Raw genomic sequence first — 26,684 nt, 5'->3', positions numbered from 1 at the left:
TGGTTTAAAGGTTTTATTTATATATTTATTCGTTCTTAAATATATAAATAAACGCTATATGAAATCTACTGTATACATTATCTGTTTGTGCCTGGCGAATTTCTCTTTTATATTAAAAAATAAGCCCAACATTGAAAAAGCGCCAGTTACTTTCCAATCAACATTAGATTCAGGTCAGGTCCCTAAGGCTTATGAGCTATTCAGCTTTGCGGATTCCGTGATTGGCGTGCATGGTTATAAACAGGCGGTGGATATGCTTCTTCGATATGAAAGTGCATACAGTGATCCGATGGAGAAAAGTATGTTTAATCAAGTGATGATGACTTATTTATCATATGCTGGTGATATAAAGGGAGCACTGCAATATGAGGCGCAGCTAAGTTCAAAGAAACAGCCGGAAAGCTATTCGTTCGCTGAGAACTTTGTGATAGAGCCCGCCAATGCGGTCATTAAAAAAAGGAGCGCCGACAGGCAGGTCGTTATGTTCAATGAAGCGCACCATCGTCCGCATCACCGCGCCTTCATCCGCGCTTTACTGAAAGATTTTTATGACCTTGGATTTCGGACTTTGTTTGTAGAAGCATATTTCGAGAATCAGGACCCGCAGCTGAATGAGCGGGGATATCCCATCCAGAATACTGGCACTTACACCCGGGAGCCTGCCTTTGGAGAAATGCTGAGAGAGGCCAAAAAGCTTGGTTTTACAATTGCCGCTTATGATAATGACACTGCCGCCTGCGAATCTACCGAGCCATTCGTTTGCGCGAATCAGCGGGAGAAAGTCTCGGCCGATAACCTTTTCAATTTCATGAAAAACAACCCCAAAGCCAAGATCCTGGTGGCAGCAGGATATGCACATATTGTAAAAAAGTCGGATGATGGATGGATTAAAATGGCAGAACAATTTAAAAACGTTTCTGGCATTGATCCGCTATCGATTGACCTGGTTGGCATGAGCGAACGGTTTACCGAAGATCAGGAAAACAAGTTTTACAGCGCCGCACACAAACAATTTAAGATCACAACGCCATCGATAATCCTCGATAAGAATACGCAAGGTGCATTTATTGCCAATTACCGGCAGGAACAGATCGATCTACAGATTGTTTTTCCAAGAACAAAATATACGAACGGGTATGCCGACTGGTTGGCGACAGGTTATCAAAAAGAAATCACGGTAAACCTTTCCAAAACAAATTATAAAGCCGGAGACCTATTTCAGGTTTACATTAAAAGTGAGTTGGATGCGGAGCAAAAACAAGCCGTCCCGATCCTCCAATTCCCAATGTCCGGCCAGAAACAGCAGAAGCTGATGCTTCCGGCTCATAACACTTACCGAATTATGGTTGACCATGGCACCTCGAAAACCAATGTTGAAGTGGGTGTAAAATAACTAACTAATCTGCCCAACCACCTTACAGGTGTTCCAACCAAAAAGGCCCAAACCGCATCCTTAAAGAAAAGCCCATACATGATGAAAAAGCTATTCTTTGCCCTGATGATCTCCCTTACTTTGGTTGCGTGTAAAGAGGATGATCCCGAACCACAACCTGAAATTGCAACCATTGCGGACACCTGGAAACAGACCGCTTACGAGAAAACGGTCGATGGGAAAAAAGTTTGGATCCCTGTCGATGGCGAACCGACTTATATCAGTTTCAGGTTCGATGGAGTGGTACTCGATGGAAAAGGTTTGCCTATATGCTGCCCACCGGATGCATACTATGTGAATGGCGTGCTGTTTGAAGTAAAACCGAAGGCAGAATTACCGGTCAATAATGTTTGTATGACTGTTGATTGTATAGGCTGCGCCACATGGGATATTGAGCAAACAGGAGATGAAATGATCCTGACCTATTGTAAGCCTGTAAATATGAAGCTTAAATTTATCCGGCAGTAAAAGAGGCTTAGTTATTTCGTGCTTAGCACCCCATATTTTAAATAAAAACCAAACATTACATTTAATAAATTAAAATAAATTTACTTAACGGTAAATTTGAATTATTTATAAATATTTTCTGGTAACCATAAGATACAATAAATATATTTGATAATACATTTGATCAGATCTGAGAGATTGCAAAACGATTTATAGTAGAATAGTCCCGGGGCTTTTGCCGGAAAGAAGTTTAGATTCATTAACGGTAACTAAATAGTCGGAACTAAGAAACACTTTTTCTACATAATCATATGTCCTCTTTACAAATGCAAATTCCTTGGGTGGAATCCCCCTTTTTTGAGGCAGAGCTCGCTAGGGCAGATTTTGATAAAGAAACGAAGGAAATGATCCGTTTCTACTCCGAATATGGTTATGTAATTATCGACCCGCAGATCGACGATGCTTTAATAGATCGGGCCATTGATCAGGTAAAACCCGACTTTGCAACACAAAATACAAACCGCCTCCAGGATTCCTGGAAAGATCATGACGCAGTCAAAAAAATCGCAACTGCTCCCCGGGTTTTAGAAATATTACAGATACTGTACGGACGAAGACCTATTCCATTTCAAACGCTCAACTTTTCAACGGGAAGTCAGCAGCGGACGCATAGTGATTCAATTCACTTCAATTCTGTTCCGGAGCGTTATCTTGCCGGTGTGTGGGTAGCTTTGGAGGATGTTCATGATGGAAACGGGCCGCTTCACTATTATCCCGCAAGCCATCGGTTGCCTTTTTATGACCTCTCCATTTTAGGGATTAAAGGTTCAACCAGCGAATCCATTGAGGATATGCTTGCCAATTATTATGCACGTTATGAAGACTTCATTGAGCAGCTGGTGGTGCAGAAACATTTAGAAAAAAAAGTGCTGAATTTAAAGAAAGGCCAGGCATTAATCTGGTCGGCAAACCTGCTGCATGGAGGAGAAAAAATTACGGTGCCGGGCTCGACAAGATATACGCAGGTAAATCACTTCTATTTTGAAAATTGCGCCTATTACAGGCCGATGAAAACAGACATGGCTTTGGAAAGGATTTCAATACAAAAGGTCATGGATATATCAACCGGGAAAGAGGTTCAGAGCAATTATTTAGGAACCCCGATTAAATACGTTGGCTACTCCTACAAACTGTATTTGCCGGAAGGAATTATGCGAAAGCTGATCCCCGCCAACTTCCGGCAATGGGCCAGGAAAATGATCAATAGATGAAACTTGTAACAGGATATGGTTACCTGCCAAAGCTACAAGGTTGCATATTTACTATTGGTGCACAAGCTACCAAAACAAGTGCGCAGGCTTATTGAACGGCTTCAATTTGAGGGAAGTGCATTCTGGATACATGTGGATGCAAAAGCAGATGCAGCTCATTTTGTCAAAGAGCTTTCGGGACTGGAAAAGGTGTATTTTATCAAAAATAGATTCAATGGGGACTGGGGTTGGTTTCCGTTTGTGCAGGCAAATATTGAAGGAATCAAAGCCATAGATGACAGTGGATATGGATATGATCATTTAATCATATTAAGTGGTCAGGATTATTTACTTTGCAATAATGCTGATCTGATTAATTTCCTACATAGTCACCGGGAATCGAGTTTTGTTCAACACGTGCCAGTGACTTCTGAATTAAATCCGCATGTTTCGGATCGCGTCACAAAATATCATGTAAAGCTTCCCCTTAAAAAGAAAATTGTTTATCCCTATTCCAGCAAAGCCTTATCCAAAAGACTCATTAATGAAGTCCTGAATATATCGGGGAAATATCCTCTTCCAAGGATTATTCCAGGGGACAGGCAACTTTACTTTGGGTCGAACTGGATGAGATTTACTAAAAAGGCGGTTAGGTTTTTGATAGAACGTATAAATGCAGAACCGGATTATACCGCTTATTTTAAAAGCACATGCCTCGCAGAAGAGCACTTCTTTCATACACTTTTGTTAAATGCCAATGAAGAAGAACGCGGGCCCATTATCAATAACAATTTTACATTTTGCCATTGGAAACGCGCATCTGAATTATATCCGGTCCCGCTTAATATGAGCGATATTGATAACTTATTGCAATCCGGAGATTTGCTAGCCCGTAAGTTTGACTGCGACTTCGAAACTGAAATCCTGGATTTTCTGGATAGGAAATTTGCTTAGTGAAGCCCGTAAGGCAGCTCGGCAACATTGCCTGGCGCGTAGGCCGGGATCTGAAAATAGACCCGCAAAATGGTCACATTATCGGAGATAAGGATGCGCAAAAGCTGTGGTCCCGAGAGTATGAGAACGGCTGGAAGCCTACTGTTTAGCTTATTTCAACAAAAAAGCCCGGAGGAATAAAGATTCCTTCGGGCTTTTTGTTGTTATTTTATGGTTTATACAAATTTATATGAAGATCAAGAAACTCCTTCCCCTAAGCAGCTTACTGCTTTTTTGCTCGCTTGCATTTGCACATGAATTCTGGCTGGAGCCTGTGAAATTCTGGCTCGAAAAGAATGAAAAAGTCCGCATTGACCTGATGGTGGGGGAAGACTACACGGGGGAACATTCGAACGGGCATAAATATAAGATTGTTAAGCTGGACCATTTCGCTCAGGGTAAGAAGGAGGATATCCGCAGTCAGGTATATGGGGATAGTCTGAGTAGTCTCGATTTAAGCTTTTCTACGGAAGGCAGTCACCTGATCGCCTTCAATAACACCAGCAAATTCATCGAGCTCGAAGCCTTGCAATTCAATGATTATCTCCGTACCGAAGGTCTGGATCACGTCGCGAAGCTTCGGCAGCAACGAAATGATACTTTGAAAGCGGGAAGGGAAATGTATCAGCGGTGCGTGAAGACATTGATCCAGGTAGGAAAACCAACCGATGAAACTTACGCCATCAACACGGGCATGCAGCTTGAAATCATCCCTGCCAAACACCCTTATGCGCAGTCAACAAAAGGTTCGGTCACTTTTAAGGTGCTCTTTGGTAACAAGCCATTGCGGAATGCACTGGTGCTGGCCTGGCATAAGGTGAAAGGAAAAACCACGCATGAATCCATTAGAAGTGACAAAGACGGCAATGCAAGTTTTTCAATAGATCAAAATGGAAAATGGATGATTAGCACCGTGCACATGGTTCCCAGCAACGACCCGAAGCAAGCCGACTGGCAAAGCTACTGGGGAAGCTATACATTTGGCTTTCAGGAATAAAGAGATATCACCTGCATCATCGATCCAGACAACCCTCACCGGCCAGAAGAAGATTTGCTTTACCGTTTGCGGCAGGGCGACAGGAATGCTTTTGCCGAGCTTTATAAAAAGTATTGGCGGCGATTGTTCGATTCGGCTTACAAACGCTTGCTGTTAAGAGAGGAATGCGAAGAAATTATCCAGGAGATCTTTATCGACATCTGGGAGAAACGGGAAACGCTTATCATTACGGTGTCAATGGAAGCCTATCTCTTCGGCGCACTTCGCTACCGTATATACAACCTCATCCGCTCCAGAAAAATCCGTAGTGCGTATCTGGACCATCTCACTAACACCCAGGAGATTGAGAAAAATTACATTGAAGACAGCCTGTACTACGACGAGCTTGCCGGCGCATTGGCCAGAAGCATCGAAAATCTGCCCGAAAAGATCAAGAAAGTATATCAGCTCAGCCGTCGTGAAAACCTGAGCTATAAAGAAATTTCATTGCAATTAAATATTCCCGTGGATACCGTGGAAAAGCAGATGGGCAAGGCGATCAAGATCATCCGGGCGAGTTTGAAAGATTTCATATTGATCCTCATCTTGCTGGCAGAGAGCGGGTTTGAGTAGGTTATGCTAAAAAAAGCAGGGATTAAATGACGGAAGTCAGGCTTGAATGTTACTAACAACTATTAGAGAAGTTTGATCATCAATGAATAGGGAGCGGTTACAATATTTATTGGAAAGACAGGGAGTAGGGATAGCTTCTGACGAAGAACAGGCGGAGCTGGAAGCATGGTATATGACCTACGAAAGCCAGCCCGATTTCACAGAACGCCTGTCGGAAAGGGCATTGCCTGCCCTGGAAGCGAAAATGTTTGAAAAAATCCAAACTGCATTAGAACAGGAAAATCTGCACCCGATCCGATCGCGCAGACGAACATTATTTACAAGGATGCTGCGGGTTGCAGCTTCTATTCTGCTTGTTGTTATGGCAGGTGCAGGTTTATACTATTATTTCAGCCTGACTGGAATGATCAGGGAACAAACGGGTTACGGCGAGGTGCGCACCGTAAAGCTGCCCGATGGTTCGGAAGTGACGCTGAATGGGAACTCAGAAATTACCTATCGCTCAAATTGGGAGAACGAACAGCTTCGCGAAATTAACCTGAAAGGCGAAGCCTATTTCAAAGTAATCCATACCAAAGACAACCGGAAATTCCGGGTCCGTACCGGGGAAGATTTCAGCCTGGATGTCCTGGGAACACAGTTTACCGTAGCCAACCGAAAAAGTGGAACGCGCATTGTCCTCGACCAGGGTAAAGTGCAGTGCAATTTGAATGATGAGGAAAATGAAACGCTGATTATGAAGCCAGGGGAAATGGTGAAATTCGCCGGTAATCCTTCCGACTATGTCCGGGAAAGCGTGGAAACGTCCGTATATTCAGCCTGGAAGGAGCATAAGCTGATTTTTAATAATACTACCCTGCAAGAAGTGTCGCTGATCCTGGAAGACACTTACGACTTCAAAATACAAGCGGAGACACCCGAATTGCTTACCCGGAAAATCACCGGCTCGGTGCCGACAGACAACATTGAAATCCTGATCCAGGGCATCGCCGAAGCGTCGGGCGTTATCATAGCCCGGAACGGAAAAGAATTGACAATTACAGATCGGAAAAGATAAGAGGGCCGTTACCTGACTTATTTTTTAAAAATTTCACGCTGAAATGGCGGTAGGGTGGAGGAAATGTTACTATACATTCACAACGCAGAATTATATGCTTGTGATTGAACAGATTCCTTACTTAAAACAAACCCTTTTACAGCCTTTGCCTATGAAACGATTAATTATTACACTCAAACTTTTTGCGCTTTGCAGTTGCTTCCTGCCGCAAGTAACCGCGCAGTCCGTTGCGCTCTCGCGCGTGGACAATGTCAATGCTCCAAAAAGTAACCCGGAGCAAGCCGTCACGCTGGAAAGTAAACTGAGGGACTTGGAAAAGCAATTCAATGTTTCTTTTCTGTACAATTCCGGGTACGTAGCCGGTATTACAATTAAGGACTCGGGAAAAGCTTCATCCCTCGAATCTTACCTGAAAAGGATTCTGGAACCGAACAAGCTGGCCTTCCGGAAATTGAGAGACAACTTCTATGTAATTTACACCAAAGAAGAAATCGAAGACAGGGAAGGGCAGCAATCGGAAAAGGATCAGAAGACTTCGCGCATTCAGCATTCCCAATCCAATGCACTGGCTTCCGCACGCGGTACCAGAGCCGATTTGGCAGCATTGACAGTGTCGGGCGTTGTTGCTGATGCGGTCACAGGCGAGCCATTGCCGGGAGCGAGCATCATTATCAAGAATACAAGCAACGGCACAACGACCGATAACACAGGTCATTACACGCTGTCCAATGTTCCTGAGGACGGAACGCTTGTGTTTTCTTTCATCGGCTACCTTTCCTCGGAACTTCCCGTGGAAGGCAGATCGGTCATGGATATGAAGCTGTCGGCGGATTCGAAAGCACTTTCGGAAGTGGTTGTGGTGGGCTACGGGTCTGTTTCCAAAAAAGATATTACCGGCGCGGTGTCATCGGTAGGCGGAAGCGAAATCCAGAATATGCCCCTTCGCACCGCATCCGATGCATTGCAGGGAAAAGCAGCCGGGGTAATGGTGACGCAAAGCAGCGGCAGTCCGGGGTCTGCCGGTGTGGTGAGGATCCGCGGAATCGGTTCGATCAATAATTCAAATGAGCCCTTGTACATTGTCGACGGCCTTCCGCAAAGCGGGATCGGCTGGCTTAATCCCAATGACATCGAAACGATGGACATTCACAAGGATGCTTCTGCTGCTGCTATTTACGGATCTCGTGCATCCAATGGCCTGGTGATTATCACGACCAAAAGAGGCAGCAAATCCGAATCCGTTAATGTTTCTTTTGACAGCTATTACGGGCTGCAATCGCCCTGGAAGCGTCCCAAGATGCTTAATGCAGAGGAGTTTATCACATACAAAAACCGCGCTGCTGAGGCCGTGGGTGTAAATCTTCCGATTTCCCCGGCGATGAAAGACGAGGCTTTGGCATTTGTACGCGCCAACACAGGCCCGGAAGGCACCGACTGGTGGAAATACATCACGCAGAAAAACGCGCCGGTGCAGAGCTATAACATTACGGTATCGGGCGGAAGCAGGAAAGTGGATTTTGCCTCATCGGTAGGTTATATGGATCAAAAAGGCATTGTGCGCGGCTCCGACTACCGCCGTATTTCGTGGCGAAACAATGTAAATGCTGATATCAATGAACGCGTGCGGCTGGGAAGCAATATTGCTGTTGTGTACGAAAGCCGCCGGAACATTGATGAGAACAATCCTTTTTCAGGGACCATTTTCAGCGCCATGACCGCCGATCCGATCACGCCTGTTTACAGGGATAACCTTACCAATGTCCCTGCTTTTTACCAGACGATCATGCAGAATTACGATGCGAGCAATCCTTTTTCAAAATATGCAGGTGTACTTTACTCAAACAAGCCCAACCCAGTTGGTCAGATCGAAAGAATGCGTCAGAGTATCTGGGAAGGGATCAGTCTGAAGGGCGGCGCGAATCTGGAAGTGAAAATCATCGAGCCGCTCAAATTCAGGAGTAATTTCGGCCTCGACATTAACCGTGCATTGTCGAACGGATTTACGCCGCAGTATTATCTCAACGGATATGATTACAGCACATACAATACGGTGAGCAACTATTCGTATTGGTCCAATTACTTTGTCTGGGAAAATACGCTGGCTTTTGATCAGATATGGGGACAGCACCGGGTTAATGCGCTGGTGGGTACATCCGCAGAGCAGACAAAAGGACTCGAATACGGTGCTTCCAAGCAAGGCGTAGTTAACAACGACCCGGATATGCGGATCATCAACTCCGCAACGATCAATCCGGCTGCCTCAGGTTACACGTATTCCAATGCGCTGAATTCATTCTTCGGAAGGGTTAGCTATTCATATGGAGGTCGTTACGTTGTGACCGCCAATGTACGCCGTGACGGAACTTCACGTTTTGCGAAAGATTACCGCTGGGGGACTTTCCCTTCCGTTTCCGCCGCATGGAATTTCACGCAGGAGAGCTTTATCAAAGACGCCGCTCCGAAATGGCTGACGAGCGGAAAGCTGCGGGCGAGCTATGGTATGATTGGAAATCAAAATGTTTCTAACGGCGCCTATCTTTCGACATATGGAAACAACGGCCGCTATCTCTTTGGTAACAATACAACCGCTTACCTGGGTGCTGGCCGGAGCAGCATTGGGAATGCTATGCTGCAATGGGAAACCTCTACGCAGACTGACCTGGGTCTTGATCTTGCATTTCTTGATGGTAAAATCAATTTCACTGCTGATTATTTCAATAAGGCAATCGATAACATGCTCCTTATCGTCCCATTGCCGACCACGCTTGGATATCCGAACTCACCCTGGTCGAATGCAGGAAAGATGGTGAATAAAGGCTGGGAATTTGCAGTTGGATACGACAATGCGGTTGGTGATTTCCAGTATGGCATTAAGGCAACTTTCTCGACTTTTACCAACAAAGTAACGACACTGGGCGGCGGAGAGCCGATCTATTCCACAGCCCACCTGGGCGAAACGATCAGCAAAACAGAAGAAGGCATGCCAGTGGGTTATTACCTGGGCTGGCTGACAGACGGGATTTTCCAGACACAGGACGAGGTGAATGCAAGTCCGCAAAAAGGGCTTTCTTCCCCCGGCGACATCCGTTTCCGCAACATCAATGGTGACAATATCCTCAATGCAGACGACCGCACCAAAATCGGGAACCCGTGGCCGGATTTCATTTATGGATTTACGCTGAATGCAGCTTACAAAGGATTCGACCTGAGTGCATTCATCCAGGGCTCGCAGGGAAATGACGTCATGAACATTCTGCGTTACGACACCGAGGCCGGAACAGGCTGGTACAATGCTCCGAAAGGCTTTCTTGAAAAAGCTTGGAATGGCCCGGGTAGTACCAATGAATACTATAAGATTTCGCAGAATGCAGGTCTTAACACGAATGTGTCCTCTTATTTTGTGGAAGACGGATCTTACATGCGGATGAAAAACTTACAGCTGGGTTACAGCCTTCCGGCAGGGCTATTACAAAAGGTTAAGACCAAGCAGGTGAGGTTGTATGTAGGCGCCCAAAACCTTTTTACCATTACCAAATACAGCGGACTTGATCCTGAAATGGGATCGACAGATCCTAAGTTAATGGGTATCGACCAGGGATATTTCCCTCAGGCTCGCACCTGGATGTTTGGTATCAATGCGAAATTTTAAATAGATCCACTCTCGAATATATTCTTAAACAGGAATAGAAATATGAAAAAATTATCATTCATTATGCTTGTTTGGTGCCTGGTAATGACCGGCACATCCTGCTCCGATGAGTTCTTAGACCGTACCCCTCCGGGCAACCTGACCGACGAAACATTTTACAAATCACCTGATGCAGGTTTCAAATCACTGATAACCTGTTACCGTGGATTTTACGATTTCTGGGGTTACGAGGCTGCACGTGCAGAATTGGGGAATATGACCACCGACGACAGCGACAAAGGCGGCTCGGATGCAGGTGACCGTCCGTTCGTAACCGACCTGGGCTTCGGCCGCGCGATCGCATCCAATGAAACGCTTACGGGTTACTGGACAGCACGTTACAATGCTATAGGTAATTGCAATGTTGCACTGGAAAAATTGCCCGAAGCGGATCTGATCGATGCCAGCGGAGCGCCGCTGGATGAGACCCTGAAAAACCGCTACCTGGACGAAATCCGCTTTTTGAGAGCGATGTTTTACTTCGAGCTTGCCGAAGTTTTCGGGGGCGTGCCTTTGGTGACAAAAACGCTTACAGTGGATGACCGCACAAAGCTGAACCGTGCTTCGAGTAAAGAGATATTTGCATTTATCGAATCGGAACTGCTGGCAATTAGCAGTGACCCTGCCATGCTCTCTGCCACGAGCATTCAGCCAGGCGAGATCGGTAGAGCGACGAAGGAAGCTGCGCTCGCGTTGCTGGCGCGCAGTTATTTGTTTTTCGCGAAAGACGACACTGCATTATATGCAAAAGCCCGCGATGCAGCCAAGAAAGTGATCGACTCCAAAGCATTCGCATTGCATCCACAATTCCAGGAAATTTTTCTTGAACATGGCTACAAGACCAAGGAAGCCGTGTTTTCCATTATAATGGGAGACGATCCTGCCATACCCATCAACGGAAGCACAACACCCGTATATTGTTCGCCTCGCGGAGCAACCGGCGGCTGGGGCTTTGATATGCCTACGCAGGACCTGGTAAAAGAATTTGAACCGGGTGATCCGCGTTTACTCTTTACCGTAATCCAGCCGGGCGATGTATTTCCAAAAGTAAACGGAACGAAAGAAGTCCTGGATTTTTCAACCTATCCTAACACAGGTTACCACAACAGGAAAGTGTATCTTCCGGAGATCCGGCGTGGCCAGGGTTGGGGAAATGATGCCTGGACTTACCACCCGATCCGCTATGCCGATGTGCTCCTCATGTACGCAGAAGCATTGATTGAAAGCGGAGGCAGCAAAGCTGAAGCCGCAGACTATATCAACCAGGTTCGCAAGCGTGCTTCGGGCAGCATGAGAAAAGATGTGGAAGCCGTGTCAAGGGTTACCAGCATTGCCGCAAAGGCTTTGCCGGATGTGAAAGCAACCGACGATCTGCGCAAGGCAGTCCGCCACGAACGCCGCGTGGAGCTCGCTATGGAATACCATCGCCTGTTTGACCTTATCCGCTGGAATACGCTGGTACCAACCATGAAATCCTATGCGCTGAAACCTGGGTCAAATGGCAAAGGCGGAAATTTCACAGCAGGCAAAAACGAGATTTTTCCTGTTCCGCAAATCGAGATAGACAGGTCAGGCGGTTCTATCACGCAAAATCCAAATTATTAGAAATTACAGACTTGCCATGCTAAAAATGTGGCAAGTCTGTATGCCTGAATTCGTACATTAGTCCAGCGTATCGGACTCATCAGTTACATACCTAATATGTTTCAAGTGAAAAAAATCTTGTATTTGAGCGGGCTGCTGTCGATTGGCCTGTTAAGCATTGCCTCTGTTTCCAGGAAAGAAAAACCGTTGTTCACGGTTGTTGATGCCCGACCATCCGTTCCGGTCAATGGACCGGATTCGAGCCGGTTTACCTATACGACAGTCGTTTCGGGCTTAGACGAGCCGATGGAAATGGCCATTTTGCCTAATTATGACATTGTAGTTGCGGAAAGAAAAGGTGCTGTCCGTTACTTTGATAACAAGACCAGAGAACTCTCGACGATCTCCCAGTTCAATGTTTTCAGCGGCATTGAGGATGGTTTGCTAGGTGTAGCGGCAGACCCTGATTTTAACAATAACAACTGGATATATTTCTACTACGGTGTAGGCGGCGATAGGCACGTCAGTCAGTTAACCCGTTTTGAACTGAAGGACCGTAAGTTGATACAGGAATCTAAAAAGGTGCTGCTGGAAGTGCCGACCCAGCGGCAGTATTGCTGTCATTCAGCCGGTTATCTCACATTCGACGCTTCGGGGCTTTTGTATTTGTCAATAGGGGATAATACCAATGCAGAAGAAATAGAAGGGCATAACCCGATCGATGAAAGGCCGGGAAGAGAACTGGCGGACGATCAGGCATCGACGGCTAACAGCAATGATTTTCGTGGAAAAATATTGCGCATCAAGCCGGAAGCAGATGGAACTTACAGTATTCCTGACGGCAATCTGTTTCCGAAAGACGGTTCACTCGGCAAGCCCGAAATTTTTGCAATGGGGGTAAGAAATCCATTCAGAATGTCGGTGGACCCTAAAACCAAGTATGTATATTGGGGAGATGTGGGCCCGGACACCGAAGTGCCGGCCAGTGAAGGGAAGCTGAGCTACGACGAGATCAATCAGGCACGCAAGCCGGGCTTTTTCGGATATCCCTATTTCCTGGGTGATAACGAGGTTTTCCCGGACTATGATTTTGAAACAAAAAAAGAAGGCCCCGGAAAAGATCCGAAACGCCCGATCAATGATTCGCCGAATAATACAGGAGTGAAAGAGCTGCCAGCCGCACAGCCTGCATTCATCTGGTACGGTAAAGGTCCTTCCAAAAAGTGGCCGTTGGTGGAAAAAGGAGGAGCAAGCGCCATGGCCGGGCCGGTGTATTACAGTGATCTTTACCCCAATGCTCCTTACAAATTGCCCGATTATTACAGCGGGAAGCTATTTATCTACGATTGGATCAGGAAATGGATAATGGCTGTCACAATGGATCAGGAGGGAAATTATGTAAGTATGGAGCCTTTCCTGCCTCAACTGAAAGTGGTGGCGCCCATGGACATGCAAATCGCTCCGGACGGCGCCGTTTACCTGCTCGCATATGGTACCAACTGGTTTGCAAGAAACACCGATTCAGGTATCATCCGGGTTGAATATTCGGAAGGTAACCGCAATCCGGTTGCTTCTTTGAAAATCGACAGGACCATAGGAGCGGCCCCGCTTACTGTTGCGCTGTCGGCCAATGATTCGAAAGATTTTGACGCTGGCGACAAGCTTTCCTATGCCTGGAAAATCGGCAACAAAACTGTTGCGTCAAAAGAACTGAGGCACACATTCAGTAAGCCCGGAACTTACAATGTGGTATTAACCGTGTCCGACCAGAATGGCGGCAAAGGAACAGCAACCACCCAGGTCAAAGTAGGCAATACGCCGCCTGACGTAACGATAGCGACAAAGGCAAACCGCAGCTTTTATTGGGATAATTCAGCATTTGACTACCAGGTAAAAGTGAGCGATAAGGAAGACGGGAATGTTGATCAGCAGCGTGTTAAAGTAAGCTTTAATTACCTGCCCTACGGAAAAGACCTCGCCGGTGCCCTGACATCCGACGGAGAAACCGATCTCCGTTACGCGAGCACCGCTAAATTGTACGCTTCGCTAGACTGTAAGGCCTGTCACACACCGGAAACCAAATCAATCGGGCCAGCATTAAAGGAAATCGCTAAAAGATACGCTGATAAGGAAGGTGCCGATGCGCTTCTCGCCCGCAAGATCATTACCGGCGGAAGCGGTAACTGGGGATCATACCCGATGCCGCCGCACGCGGATTTATCCGAAGCCAATGCGAAGGAAATTGCTGGCTATATTTTATCAATAGGGCAGGAATCTCAAAAAACGCCCCTTTCGAATAACATGAAGCTTACGGAGCATATCGGAAAAGGAAGTGAAGGCGCTTACGTTTTACAGGCCTCATATGCGGACAAAGGCGCCAACGGGATCGAATCGCTGAAAACCGCCAGCCACATTGTGCTCAAAAACCCGCTGATTCAGCTGGAAGATTACCATGAAGGCAATGTGAATGTGGTGATTGCCACCAAGAACACGGGGTACATTTCTTACATCTCGCACATTACGCACGGTAAGTACACCCGTTTCAGCGCCATTGACCTTAATCACATTAAAGCAATCCGGTTCCGCATTCTGGAACAAGGCATTGGCGGCACAATTGAAATGCGGCAAGGCTCGAAAGATGGTTTGCTGCTGGGCAGCTTAACAGTGCCGGAAGGAAAAGTCGCTGATCCGAAAACGGATTGGAAGGAGTTAGAAATGCCCGTTAAAGCGTCTGGTGGCATTCACGATCTGTTTTTTGTTTTTAAAAATGAAAATAAAAAAGGCCCGCTCTTCCATGTAGATTGGATGTATTTCGAAAATTGATCAGTTCATGGCAATTATTTCCCGATACCTGGGATAGGTTCACTTGCGCCTCTTCTGAACCCAGCTCCGGATAACTTTTACGACATAAAACAGCAGCAGTCCGGCAAAGATGATATTGAAAACTTTCCCGACCGTATCAAAAGCGCTTTGGTATTTATTGCCAAAATAATAGGCTATGAAAAAGACGAGCGACGACCAGGTGAGCGTGCCGATGAAGGTGTAGATCAGGAACTTTGTAAGTTTCATTTTGACGAGCCCTGCCGGAATGGAAATGAAGGTTCGAAACGTCGGCACCATTCTTCCCCAAAAAACAGCCGCAGTAGAGTGCCTGTCGAAGAACCGAAGCGCTTTTTGATACGAATCGTCCGAAAGACCGATCCACATGCCATTTCGGGTAACCCACTTTTCCAAACGGTCATGCCCCACTTTATTCCCAACCCAATACCAGAACCCCGCTCCCGCCAGGGAGCCTGATGTAGCGGAAAGAACGGCAAAGAACGGATTCATTTCACCCTGAGCTGCGGTTATACCGCTGATAGACAAGATAATTTCCGACGGCAAAGGCGGGAAAACATTTTCCAGGAGCATGAGAAGAAAAATGGCAATGTAACTGGCTTGATCAATAAATTTCTCAATCAGGGAAGTCATAAGGGAAAGCGTGCAATGTTAATTGGAAGTCGGACGCTTTAATTTATCAATTTTAAATACAAAACCCTTAATTAATTGTATTTAAAGTATAAAATAAGTTACTTAGGATTACTTTGTTACTAGCAGCGATCCCTTCCGAATGAAGCAAACATTTTACCTTCTTTTTGTATTAATCACCTTTCTGTCAGGCTGCAAAAAGGGCAGCGACCTTGTGGAGAATCCGCCGGTGCCCGAGCCCGAGCCAACGGGAGCATTGACCGCAGCCGAATTCCTGAAAGACTTCGATGTTGTGGGAGCCAAGACCATAAGTTTTGATACGGCTACTAACAGTTATCTGGTAGATTTGCCAGATGGGTATGGTAATAAGAAGGCCGAAGTTCGTTTGGAGCTGAAATCGAGCATTGCTTTGGAGGACAGTTTGGGTAAGTTAAGTTCAGAGAATGTGATTCTTTATGCCTATCAGGGGACGGGACCTCTGGTATTTCAGCTACGACGCAAAGCAGGCAATAGAAGATTATCCATTCAAGTTTATTTCAGGTTTTCAGGAGCGCCCCAAATAGAGCTCCTGGATAAGGAGGTCCAGGTTTATCCGTCCTATATAAAGTTTAACTTACGCTATCTTAAAAACGTGGGCAGCATCCCTTCGGCTCCGGGCAAACCTGGTGCTTTGGTTAAAATATTTAATACAAAAACCAGGCAGACCATAACAACGAGCTTTAATGATCAGGCCGGAATGCTGTACGATAATTTGAGCAAGGATTTGATAACAGGAGATTTAACGAATGTTGAGATCATGCTTCAAGGACAAAAACCAGTGGTCTTCGAGGGCGTGAAGTTTATCAAGGGAAAAGCTGTGGTTTACCCAAGCACGAGTTACAAATACCAAGTCCTTTATAAGGATACGATCAAAGTGTATGGTGACAACTTTGTGCCCGGACAGCAATATTCTGTGCGGTTTTCCAATGATTTTCTGGATAAGCCGCTAACCGCGGCGGCGCGGATCGTGGATGGTAATTTTTTATCTGTTGATAACATCCCTTCCAGTCTGCCCGAAGGATCATATTTGCTGTCATTTTATGAAGCAGAAAGGCTCATAGGAAATGCCAGCTATCATGTGTCTTTCCATGAAACCAACGCCATCGAATCCATCTGGAAAGGCAATATTTATCTTGCTACCATGCGCAGTCTGGACCCTGTATCTGTGGGTAGGGGCGAGTCTTTCTTCGTCAAAGCCTCGCCCGTCACATATGGCTATTTCGATTCTCAGATCACTGTCGATATGCTTCCTCGTTTACGTCTCATATCCGGTGAAAAAATCGTGGAGCTTGATCCTGAACTCATCATCTTTACCTGGTCGATAGCAGGGTTGAAAATTGGTGTCGGCAAATACACAATTCCAGCAAATCTTCCCGCCGGCAGCTACGATGCACATGGCCTGTTTGTAAATAATAGCGAATCAAAGCCCTACTGGTCAAAAATACAGGTGAAGTAAATTTGTCTCAAATACCCCCTCAATATGTTTGAAATGACCACAGTTACAGGAGCTTTGGTTTGGTAATTTTGCTGCTGTTCAATCTTTACTAACCAAATCTACTTACGTATGAGAAAGATAATCGCCGCTATCAATATGACGCTGGATGGTTTTTGCGACCATACGGCGGTTTCCCCGGATGAAGCAGTGCACGATCATTATGGAGAGCTTCTGAAAAGCGCCGGTGTTGCATTGTACGGCCGGAAAACTTATCTGCTGATGGAATTCTGGAAGGACCTGGCAGAACATCCGAGCGGGGAAAAATCGATGGATGATTTTGCAGTGCAAATGGATGCGATCCCCAAAGTTGTATTTTCCAGAACATTGCAGCATGTGGATTGGAAAAGCGCAAAAGTCGCTGCCCGCGATCTGGAAACCGAAGCGCTGGCGCTCCGGGAGGAAGACGGCCGCGATATTCTGGTTGGCAGCCGCAGCCTGATCATCGGCTTGCTGAACCTAGGCCTCGTAGACGAATTCCAGCTGATGGTCCACCCGGTTGTCGCACGAAAAGGGCTGCTTCTTTTTGAAGAACTGTCCGACGGGGTTATTTTAAAATTGACAAAAACCCAGACATTTGCCAGCGGTGCGATATTGCTTTACTACGCTCCATCGAAGGAATCATAGTTTAATGTGATTCCTTAAAGAAGCCGCCAGCAGCGGTGTCGCACCAATGTAAAGCGTAAAGGTCAGGATGCGGGCAATATTTATTTGCGGTTCCGGTGCTTACAAAGCGGAATATGAATTGCAAATAACTACTTTGCAAAGTTTTAGATCTAGTTTTACAAACAGTGGCTGCAACTATCTTTCAGAATGCGATAAAGGGCGATCCGCATGGCTTAACGAACCTCTGGAACGAGGCATTCGAGGCCAGGGCATTGTGGGGTAACAGGATATTTTGTTTGACTTTTTTGGTTTGCTATCCATCCACGTCCATTCTTTACTACCTGAATGGCAATCCCAATTACCGGTCTATTTTTCTGATACAACTGGCTTGCAGCGGCTTGGTAGCAGGGATCATTTTCCTGCATTTCAGAGGGAAAATAAATAGTCAGCATGCTTCCTTTTACAGCCGGATCCTGCTGATTATTTTTCATTCGTTTATCCTCGCCCGTTTTCAGACTCTATATTATTACGACCTGAGTATCAACCTGACGTTGCAGCTGATATTCTCGATTTGGGTTTTGCACTGGAAGTTCAGCTATGCCCTCATCAGCTCGGTTGCCACCATTCTTTTTTTCTCATTAGCGCTCTATATCAAAGGAGCGGATGTGCTGGTTCACTTTCTGAAAGAGGGCGGCTTTTTCTATTTTCTGGGCCAAAGTGTGTTTCCATTGGTATTGCAAATGCGCTATAACAAGCAGTATAGGGAGTTTATTTATTTCAACAGCTTACAAAGACAAAATAAGGAGCTCGAAAAGCAAAACCAGCTCGCCAGAGAGGCAATGCAAGCCAAATCCGATTTCTTGTCAACTATGAGCCACGAGATCAGGACCCCGCTGAATGGGATTGTAGGCGTTATCCACTTGATGTTGCAGGAAGATTTGCGAACGGATTTTCAGAGAGAATTGGTCGGTACGTTGAAGTTTTCGTCCGATCACCTGATGGCCGTCGTCAATGATGTTCTTGATTTCAATAAGATAAATTCCAATCATGTCAAGCTCGCCAGGGAGCCCTTCGACCTGTATATTTTGCTTAAAAATCTTGAAAAGACATTCATACCCCGGGCCCAGGAGAAGGGGTTGAATTTGATCTTTGACATTGATCCAGCATTGCCTGCGCAGCTGACCGGCGACCAGGTCCGTCTTAACCAGGTTTTTACCAACCTGATTCATAATGCGGTCAAATTCACGGAAAAAGGATTTGTAAAACTGGCGGTGAAGGAGCAAAAAAGGGATGAAACCCGGATATCCTTGCACTTCGAGATCAGCGATTCGGGAGTCGGTATTCCGTCGGAAGATCAGTCTTCCATTTTTGAAATATTTGTCCAAAGTAGCAGTGAAGCAAAGCGGGGTAACCGCGGAACGGGGATCGGGCTGGCGATAACGAGGGAGCTTTTACGGCTTTTCGGCAGTGAAATTAAATTAGAAAGTGAGGAGGGGCTAGGGTCGTGTTTTTCCTTTGACATTGAATTCGACTATTCTAACCAGCAACTGGTGGTGGAGAAGCCGGCGCGCGTAACGGTCGCTATTCCCGATGCCCGGATTCTGGTCGTGGATGACAATGCAGTTAATTTACTGTTTGCCACCAATCTGCTCAAAAAGATCGGCTTGCAATACGATAAGGCCCAAAATGGTTGTGAAGCGGTTGAGCGGTTCAACAACCAACATTATGATTTGGTGTTAATGGATCTTAAAATGCCCGTAATGAATGGTTTTGAAGCTACCCAGCTCATCCGTGCACAAGGCTCCACTACACCCATAATCGCCCTGACAGCCTCTGCGTTTACAGATGAGCGTGACAAAGCATTGTCCAACGGATTTTCCGGATATCTCGCGAAGCCTTATGTTCCGGGTGACCTCTACGATATCCTGTTTACTTTTCTCAAAACGGAGGATGACAGCAGTTTGCCCAAACCGCAAGCACAAGTCCTGGCTCAGGATCATTAATGCGCATTCACCGCTATTTTTTATCAAAGAACTCCCCGAAATGCCATAACACTCCGGACGGATCGTGGACAAAACACTCGCGGCCCCAATGCTCGACACGAATAGGTGTGAGCCGCACGCCGCTGTATTTCGCCGGAAGATCGAGTGCAACAAGCTCGTCCCACGTGCTTTGCACATTTTTTACTTCCATGAATATCATTGTGTTGTCGATCCAATCCCGGACAAACGCGTCCTGCAGGTAAAAGCCAACATTGTCTGTTTTGAAAAGAGACATATCCGGTGAGATCACCACTTCTTCGAAGCCCATATCGCGATAGAAATTTCGGGATATTTCAAAGTCCCTGCTCCCTATAAAGGGCCTTATGGATAATGACGATTGTTTCATATTTGTGAGTTTTGAAAGTTAAAAATTACCGCCTCGCGAGCGGTGTGTTAAGCCTGGATTGAATGACTTCTACTATCTTGTTGCCACGTAGGACAAACAGGTAAAGTTTGTAGGTTTCGGGATCATTGGGAATTTGCAGGCTCAGGGTTGGGCCAGTGCCTACGTTCCTGGAGGATATGAGGTGGTACATATCGTCCATTTGCACGAGCTTCCATTCAAATTTTAGATTGGTATTCATTTTCCTGGCCAGCGACCAATTTTCATCTTTCTTGATAACCGCATGATAATCAAGAAACAAGCCGGCAACTGTTGCGGCGGCAGGTCTTAATATTTTTATTTTGGGTAGTTCCAATGGTGCTGCCCCGTTGTTCCATGCGGCGGCAAGTTGCAGAAACGAATTTTTTCGGCGCCCGGTCTCGTCTTTGACACCATCAAAACTGACCTTTTCGTGGCTGTGAACATCCTGCCAGTTTGAAATAAAAACACCGGCTAAATCTCCTGCATGGCTGTTATAGACATCAAATTCGGTATAACTGACGAAATGCGGAAAGTTTTTAGGGATTGCGTAGGGATATGAATGTTGATTAAAAACCAGTCCGTAGGATGCAATGTCTGGAACGGCACCGCTTACCCTGGCAACGAGCCCAGGCATTAATTCAGAAACCTGAATATCCAGTGTGATCGGGCGTCTGGGATCCGCTTTCTTCATTTGCAAGACAAGCTTTTTAAGCCAAACCAGATAAGCGCCTTGTTGATAGACAAGATCTGAGTGCCGGTAATAAAGGCTCAGATTCTGGAAAACATCATTTCCAATGTTCCATGAAATAATGGTCGGATTTGTTTTGTTCCTGCGAACGGTCCGCAATATTTTTTGTGAAAGCGATTCCAGGATTGGTTGGTCTTTTCGGAAATCAAGGCCGTCCGGTATCCAGAACCCGTAGTGAAGATCAATTCCCTGCTGGCCCGCAACGCTGAGGATGTTGTGATCGTAAAAGGTTGGTCCATAAAATTTTACAGTGTTAATCCCAATCTTTTTCATTTCTTCAAAATCCGTAGTGAGCTCTTTTTTGGTAAATGCATGATATTCATTTTTCCAATCGGAGCCTTTCAGGTAATTTATGCCACGTGTCCCTTTAAATGAACCCATAGCGCTGGAATGAAAGGGAGAAGTCAGATCATGGCTTGCCACTTTCTGATGCGGTGTTTCCAATGTTACCGAACTAAGTCCAGGGCTAATCTGCCTGCGCATTCCGTGCCTTTCATTTCTGTCATACCCGGATTCATTTTCCAGAAACTTAAACTTCGCGTTATAAATCCAGACACCGAGTAGCAGGAGCGTTACCAGCATAGCAGTGCTGCGCAGGCCGGTATAAAGCTGGTGTCTTAAAATCCACAATACTCCTTTTATTATTTTTACTCGCCCCATAAGTGCATTCAGCCAAGGGTAGTGTGCGCGCAAGACGCGAAACTGCTGCTGCTGGCTTGCTGCAATGGTGAAGCACATAAAAAGACAGTTCAGTCCGGCAAAACCCGCCATAACCAGGTTGTAAGGGTTCCAGTCGGTGAGTAATCCGTAACTTATTGCAAAGGCTGAGGTCGCTAATACAATAAGGTTAGGAATGTTCAGCGGCCAGTTGTTGGCTTCATTTCCATCCTTGGGCGTCGGAACATAGGGTACTTTTTTTCCTATAATAGTATAAACCAGACCAAGGATAAAAATCCACCACGTGCCGATCAGCAGCAATCCCCCGACCATGTGGAACCCGCGCTCTTCGTCTTCCATCACCCACCACTGGACAAAATGCCTGATGAGCACAATGGATGCGATCAGCGGAAAAACGGCCAGGCCAAATTCTGAAATATCCATATGCATGGGGCTGGCCCCAAAACAAAGTGCAATTATGGGAATCAAGAAGTTGATCAGGTAAATGATGCCCGACATATAATGCATGGGAAGCAGGGCATAGTGCAGCTTTTGCCGCCAGGTAAACTGGCTGAACAATTTCGGATAAGCCGTAACCAGTAAATCGAAAACCCCTCTTGACCATTTCAACTGCTGCTTGTAATATGCAGAAAGTGTTGACGGGACAAGCCCGCGTGCCACAATCGCAGGCACATATACCGACTTCCATCCTTTCGCGTGCAGCTGCATGGAGGTGTGCAGATCCTCGGCAAGCCCGGCCGCATGCCCGCCAATGGAATCCAATGCGGTGCGTCGGAATGTACAGTTAGCGCCGATAGCCAGCACGGTTCCATATTTATTCATGGTCATCATGATGGGACCGTAAAACTGGTAGGTCTGCTGGGCTGCACCTTTGGCAACGAGGCTTTCGTCGCCGTTTTTATAAGCCTGTACAATCTGCACATATCCGATTTCCGGATTTGCAAAATGCGGGATTATAGGGTCAAGAAAATCAGGAGTAGGGACGTGGTCGGGATCCAGAACAACACATAGCTCACCCGACGATCGTTTCAAAGCATTGTTTATGTTCCCCGCTTTTGCATCTGTTTTGTCCACCCTCGTGATATGATGCGCGCCGAGCTGCTGGCAGGCCTCTTTCAAAAAAGGATCATTTGCTTCATCACATAGGTAAGTTTCATGGGGGTAGGTAATCGCTTTGACTGCTTTGAGCGTTTCAACGATCATCTCGTAAGGCTCTCCGGTACAGAATGTTGTGAATATGTCGACCCTGAAGTTTCTGGTGAGCGGTGGCGTTTCCGGAACAGTAATAAAAAGATAATGATACCATTCGTAAAGCAGTTTCAGGCACGTGAACACGAATGTGACTATCAGCATCCAGTAAAGTGGCGCGTAGCCGCGCACCGAGGGGTCCAGCACATTATAAAGGAAAAAGATGATTGCGACGCATCCTATGAGGATCATCACCCAAAGAGTGAACAGCTCTCGCTTCGTTGGAGGTGTGATTAATATGCGCTTCATCGGTCGCTTACGACGTAAAAGGGTGTGTTACAGGTAGCAAAGTTTCCGTTGTAGTCATATATTTTAGCAAAAATGCGGTAAGGTCCTTCTTCGGCAGGTGACTTAAACTGAGTGGTAAGCTTCCCGCCTGGCTCCACCTTCATATCGAGCGGAGTAAGCTTTCGCGTGCTGTTTTGGCCATTCTTTTTATACCAATCTTCCCTGAAAATCTCCCAATGGACAGAGGCTATGCTATCTTTCTTGTCAACAGCCAGTTCCGGGATCATCATTTGTCCCGGATTTAGCAAAATATCGTCACCAGCGCCTTTTTTGTTGAGCAGCATATAACGCACCTCGGGATAATGCTCATCCGGGCGGGTCTTTTTCCACAAGTATTCCATAGTAGCAACCGGCTCGGACTTCCTGCCCCCTTCGTCAAACAGGCTGAACCACATATGCGTCGCTTCCTGTTTGCTTCCCCAAAAAAAGACAAAGTTGCCCAGCAAGCGAGGGTCTTCCCGCGGCATGGCTTCCTGATAACGGTGCTGGATAACGTCAGCCTTCTTTTTGCTTGGATTTTCAATAAATGCGCCCCAGGCCGTGCTTTCGGTTCCGGTCCAGGGGCCATCGGTTCCCCATTCCAGCAACATATAAGGGCCATTCCAGAACCAGGAAAATCGTTTTAAATCCCTCCTCAGCAAGCGGAGATCATTGAAAATATTAAATGAAATGAGATCGATGTCGCAGCGGAGCTGGATATTCGCAATGTATTTTTTATTGAAATTCAGAACCGTGGTGGTGACCGGATGATGCGGGTCAATGCGTCGGATCATATCCGTAATCGCATTGAAGGCATCATAGTAGTGGTTGTATGAAGGGCCGTAGGGGAAGTCCAGCTCGTTGCCAAGGCACCACATCAAGAGTGCCGGGTGATCCTTATGCCTGCTGATAACCGATTGAAATTTAGCGAGTTGCTCCGCAACTTTAGCCGGGTTATTATACAGCTTGGTTTGATCACCGTTTTGCATGGGAAGGCCCGCTATCACGGCAATGTCGTTCGCGTACGCACTGTCCAGGGTCTGCTGCAGATGAACTGTGTCCCAGATACGAAGACAATTTCCACCCGCTTCATGCAGCGTACGGAAGTTTGAAGTTCCGCTTGCGCCGTTGATCTCAAATGCTTTGCCATTCCGTAAAAACACGTAACCGCTATCGGATTCCACAATGCGGACTCTGACCGCTGGGTTCGCTTTTTTGCCTTGACAAGAGGTTAAAGTGATTGCGAAGTACACGCAAGCGCTGCAGATCAAGGAATAGCCAATACGCTTGCCGGACATGACAAGGCGGGGAGCATCAAAAAGCGGATGATTGAAATTCACATTCACTAGATAAATAAAATACGGTAAATTTCAAAATGCTTGCTGCTCCCCCGTAACCGGCAGACTCGCACTCAGCGGCAATCTAGCGCATCCGGCGAAGCACAAATGGTTGCCTGGTGGAATCGATTGTACTAAAAATTTTTCGAAGAATCGTAATCCTGCAAAGCATGATGAATGCGAAATATCCTAATATTGTCAAATTTATATGCCCTGATAAAGGCGAGGTCTGTGTGATTGCAGTAATTAACAACAAGAATGAGTTTAAAACATAGTGACAAGGCATCTGCGGCAGGTCTGTTAGTCGCGTTAGGGATTATTTTTGGAGATATCGGAACCTCCCCATTGTATGCAATGCAGGCCATTATCGGGGGTGAGGCCATTGCATTGGATGTTGTTTACGGCTCGGTGTCCTGCATTTTCTGGACATTGACATTGCAAACCACTGTAAAGTATGTAATTCTGATCCTGCGGGCCGATAACAATGGTGAAGGCGGTATATTAGCCCTTTACGCTCTGGTACGAAAAAATGCAAAATGGCTCACTATTCCAGCCATAATCGGGGCCAGTACTTTGCTGGCAGATGGGATTATCACGCCGCCCATCTCGGTTTCGTCGGCCGTGGAAGGTCTTCGCATTCTGTATCCGCATATTCAGACGATTCCGATTGTCATCGGGATTCTCACATTGTTGTTCATCATTCAGGTTTTTGGGACCACAATTGTAGGGCGGGCATTTGGGCCGGTGATGCTTGTCTGGTTTTTAATGCTGCTCGTCCTCGGGCTTTCGCAAGTGCTTTACCACCCCGAAATCTTCAAAGCATTCAACCCTTATTATGCTTATCAGCTTTTGGCGAACCATCCGGGAGGTTTCTGGCTGTTGGGGTCCGTTTTCCTTTGTACGACCGGCGCCGAAGCCTTATATTCTGATCTCGGGCATTGTGGCCGGGGCAACATCAGGATCAGCTGGATTTACGTTAAAACTTGCCTGGTTATCAACTATTTCGGGCAAGGTGCGTGGCTGGCGATGCACGTAGGAGAGACATTGAATGGAAGAAAGCCATTTTATGAAATCATGCCCGACTGGTGGTTGTTGCCAGGGATTTGCGTCGCTACGATGGCCACCATTATAGCCAGCCAGGCGCTCATCAGCGGCTCGTTCACCTTGGTTTCGGAAGCCATCCGGCTAAATCTATGGCCCAAAGTCCGCCTGATTTATCCAAGTGATCAGAAAGGACAGCTTTATGTGCCGAGTGTAAACTGGCTTTTGTGGGCGGGATGCATTGGTATTGTATTGTATTTCAAAGAATCATCGCAAATGGAAGCGGCATATGGGCTTGCCATTACGCTCACCATGATCATGACTACTTTGCTATTTTCGTACTATCTTTTTGTACATAAAATAGCAAAGCTCTGGGTAGGAGCATTCATGGTTGTCTACCTGGCTATCGAAGGCTCGTTCCTTGCTGCCAACCTTTTGAAGTTCCCGCATGGCGGCTGGGTTTCGCTGGTATTGGCAATCGTCATCGCAGACCTGATGGCCATGTGGCTGCGGGCGAATGTGATTAAACTCAGACTGACCGAATTCGTGGATCTGGACAAATATATCCCTGCGCTCAAAGAGCTTAGCAATGATATCAGTGTCCCCAAGTATGCCACGCATCTGGTGTTTATGTCCAATGCGGCTGCGGACGACCAGATCGAAAACAAAATCATTTATTCAATATTTCAAAAGCGGCCTAAACGGGCGGATATCTATTGGTTTGTGCACGTGGAGACGACCGACGAACCGTACACCATGGATTACCACGTTAATGTAAGGGCCGAGGATGATGTGATCAAAATCAATTTTATTCTGGGTTTTCGGGTCGAGCAGCGCATTAATATGTTCTTGCGCAATGTGGTGCAAGATATGGTGCGCAATAACGAGGTCGACATTACCAGCCGGTATGAGTCACTCAACCGCCAGAATGTTACGGGTGACTTCCGTTTTGTGGTTCTTGAACGTTACTTGTCTGTTGAAAATGATCTTCCATGGCATGAGGAGTTTGTTATGAAGTTTTATTTCGCCATCAAGAGCATTACCAATTCAGAAGCGCAGTGGTTTGGCCTTGACAACAGTTCGGTGAAGGTGGAAAAGGTGCCGCTGGTTATCAGTTCTTCCAGCCAGATCAGAATGAGACGGGTATATTAGATTAGCGCAAAGATTTCTTCAATCATGGAAGTGCCGATTAAAAATAAGCTGAACGGGAGTGAGCTTTTCAGGATCAAGAGAATGAAGGGTATTTCTTGAATATACCAGAAATCGGCGCGAATGTACAAAGTCTACCGCCGGT

Annotated in this window: 19 protein-coding genes; 15 read left to right on the top strand and 4 right to left on the bottom strand. The window is 46.3% G+C overall.

Features of this window, described 5'->3' with window-relative positions; genetic code table 11:
• Positions 1–58: 58 nt before the first annotated feature.
• From LZG74_RS22625 to LZG74_RS22575, 11 genes are all read left to right on the top strand, one after another.
• Entirely contained in the window at positions 59–1,393 is a 1,335-nt protein-coding gene (locus tag LZG74_RS22625) for a hypothetical protein (RefSeq protein WP_233798763.1), read from the top strand.
• Between the two features lie 78 nt (positions 1,394–1,471).
• The gene (locus LZG74_RS22620) at positions 1,472–1,900 is read left to right on the top strand and encodes a hypothetical protein (protein ID WP_233798762.1); all 429 of its coding nucleotides are present in this window, start codon (positions 1,472–1,474) and stop codon (positions 1,898–1,900) included.
• A 305-nt stretch (positions 1,901–2,205) separates the two neighbouring features.
• Complete coding sequence (locus LZG74_RS22615; RefSeq protein ID WP_233798761.1) at positions 2,206–3,150, top strand: phytanoyl-CoA dioxygenase family protein; 945 nt, start codon at positions 2,206–2,208, stop codon at positions 3,148–3,150.
• A 15-nt stretch (positions 3,151–3,165) separates the two neighbouring features.
• Positions 3,166–4,083: a beta-1,6-N-acetylglucosaminyltransferase gene (locus tag LZG74_RS22610; RefSeq protein WP_255699529.1), complete on the top strand. Its 918-nt coding sequence runs from the start codon at positions 3,166–3,168 to the stop codon at positions 4,081–4,083.
• Positions 4,083–4,232 carry a hypothetical protein gene (locus tag LZG74_RS22605; protein WP_233798835.1) on the top strand — a complete coding sequence of 50 codons (150 nt, stop codon included), beginning with the start codon at positions 4,083–4,085 and terminating at the stop codon, positions 4,230–4,232. The genes LZG74_RS22610 and LZG74_RS22605 overlap by 1 nt, the downstream gene beginning before the upstream one ends.
• 80 nt (positions 4,233–4,312) lie before the next feature.
• Positions 4,313–5,119, top strand: coding sequence for a DUF4198 domain-containing protein (locus tag LZG74_RS22600; RefSeq protein WP_233798759.1), 807 nt, complete (start codon positions 4,313–4,315; stop codon positions 5,117–5,119).
• A gap of 54 nt (positions 5,120–5,173) precedes the next feature.
• Positions 5,174–5,731, top strand: coding sequence for an RNA polymerase sigma-70 factor (locus LZG74_RS22595; protein WP_233798758.1), 558 nt, complete (start codon positions 5,174–5,176; stop codon positions 5,729–5,731).
• A 109-nt stretch (positions 5,732–5,840) separates the two neighbouring features.
• Positions 5,841–6,788 carry a FecR family protein gene (locus tag LZG74_RS22590; protein WP_233798757.1) on the top strand — a complete coding sequence of 316 codons (948 nt, stop codon included), beginning with the start codon at positions 5,841–5,843 and terminating at the stop codon, positions 6,786–6,788.
• Positions 6,789–6,939: 151 nt separating this feature from the next.
• The gene (locus tag LZG74_RS22585) at positions 6,940–10,437 is read left to right on the top strand and encodes a TonB-dependent receptor (RefSeq protein ID WP_233798756.1); all 3,498 of its coding nucleotides are present in this window, start codon (positions 6,940–6,942) and stop codon (positions 10,435–10,437) included.
• 42 nt (positions 10,438–10,479) lie between these two features.
• A complete protein-coding gene (locus LZG74_RS22580) occupies positions 10,480–12,081 on the top strand; it encodes a RagB/SusD family nutrient uptake outer membrane protein (RefSeq protein WP_233798755.1) in 1,602 nt (533 codons plus the stop codon).
• Positions 12,082–12,186: 105 nt separating this feature from the next.
• Complete coding sequence (locus LZG74_RS22575) at positions 12,187–14,883, top strand: PQQ-dependent sugar dehydrogenase (protein ID WP_233798754.1); 2,697 nt, start codon at positions 12,187–12,189, stop codon at positions 14,881–14,883.
• Positions 14,884–14,922: 39 nt separating this feature from the next.
• On the opposite strand, the gene LZG74_RS22570 is transcribed toward LZG74_RS22575, so the two are convergent.
• Positions 14,923–15,531: a DedA family protein gene (locus tag LZG74_RS22570; protein WP_233798753.1), complete on the bottom strand. Its 609-nt coding sequence runs from the start codon at positions 15,529–15,531 to the stop codon at positions 14,923–14,925.
• Between the two features lie 139 nt (positions 15,532–15,670).
• Here LZG74_RS22570 and LZG74_RS22565 point away from each other — a divergent pair, with 139 nt between their 5' ends.
• From LZG74_RS22565 to LZG74_RS26460, 3 genes are all read left to right on the top strand, one after another.
• Positions 15,671–17,023, top strand: a complete 1,353-nt coding sequence (locus LZG74_RS22565; protein ID WP_233798752.1) for a hypothetical protein — start codon at positions 15,671–15,673, stop codon at positions 17,021–17,023.
• Positions 17,024–17,131: 108 nt separating this feature from the next.
• Positions 17,132–17,686, top strand: a complete 555-nt coding sequence (locus LZG74_RS22560; RefSeq protein WP_233798751.1) for a dihydrofolate reductase family protein — start codon at positions 17,132–17,134, stop codon at positions 17,684–17,686.
• A gap of 164 nt (positions 17,687–17,850) precedes the next feature.
• On the top strand, positions 17,851–19,668 hold the full coding sequence (locus LZG74_RS26460; protein ID WP_233798750.1) for a response regulator: 1,818 nt from the start codon (positions 17,851–17,853) through the stop codon (positions 19,666–19,668).
• Between the two features lie 13 nt (positions 19,669–19,681).
• Here LZG74_RS26460 and LZG74_RS22550 read toward each other — a convergent pair whose 3' ends face one another.
• From LZG74_RS22550 to LZG74_RS22540, 3 genes are read right to left on the bottom strand one after another with little or no spacing between them, the layout of a single operon-like run.
• Positions 19,682–20,053 carry a glyoxalase gene (locus tag LZG74_RS22550; protein ID WP_233798749.1) on the bottom strand — a complete coding sequence of 124 codons (372 nt, stop codon included), beginning with the start codon at positions 20,051–20,053 and terminating at the stop codon, positions 19,682–19,684.
• Positions 20,054–20,078: 25 nt separating this feature from the next.
• Positions 20,079–22,994, bottom strand: coding sequence for a glycosyltransferase family 2 protein (locus tag LZG74_RS22545; RefSeq protein ID WP_233798748.1), 2,916 nt, complete (start codon positions 22,992–22,994; stop codon positions 20,079–20,081).
• The gene (locus LZG74_RS22540; protein WP_233798747.1) at positions 22,991–24,196 is read right to left on the bottom strand and encodes a glycoside hydrolase family 2 TIM barrel-domain containing protein; all 1,206 of its coding nucleotides are present in this window, start codon (positions 24,194–24,196) and stop codon (positions 22,991–22,993) included. The genes LZG74_RS22545 and LZG74_RS22540 overlap by 4 nt, the downstream gene beginning before the upstream one ends.
• A gap of 411 nt (positions 24,197–24,607) precedes the next feature.
• On the opposite strand from LZG74_RS22540, the gene LZG74_RS22535 reads away from it, so the two are divergent.
• The gene (locus LZG74_RS22535) at positions 24,608–26,542 is read left to right on the top strand and encodes a KUP/HAK/KT family potassium transporter (protein WP_233798746.1); all 1,935 of its coding nucleotides are present in this window, start codon (positions 24,608–24,610) and stop codon (positions 26,540–26,542) included.
• The last annotated feature ends 142 nt before the right edge of the window (positions 26,543–26,684 follow it).

It is taken from the genome of Dyadobacter sp. CY327 (assembly GCF_021390415.1).
In the GTDB taxonomy this organism is placed as follows: domain Bacteria; phylum Bacteroidota; class Bacteroidia; order Cytophagales; family Spirosomataceae; genus Dyadobacter; species Dyadobacter chenhuakuii.
Note: the sequence above shows the minus strand (reverse complement) of the source record. Positions and strands in the feature narration are given on the sequence as shown.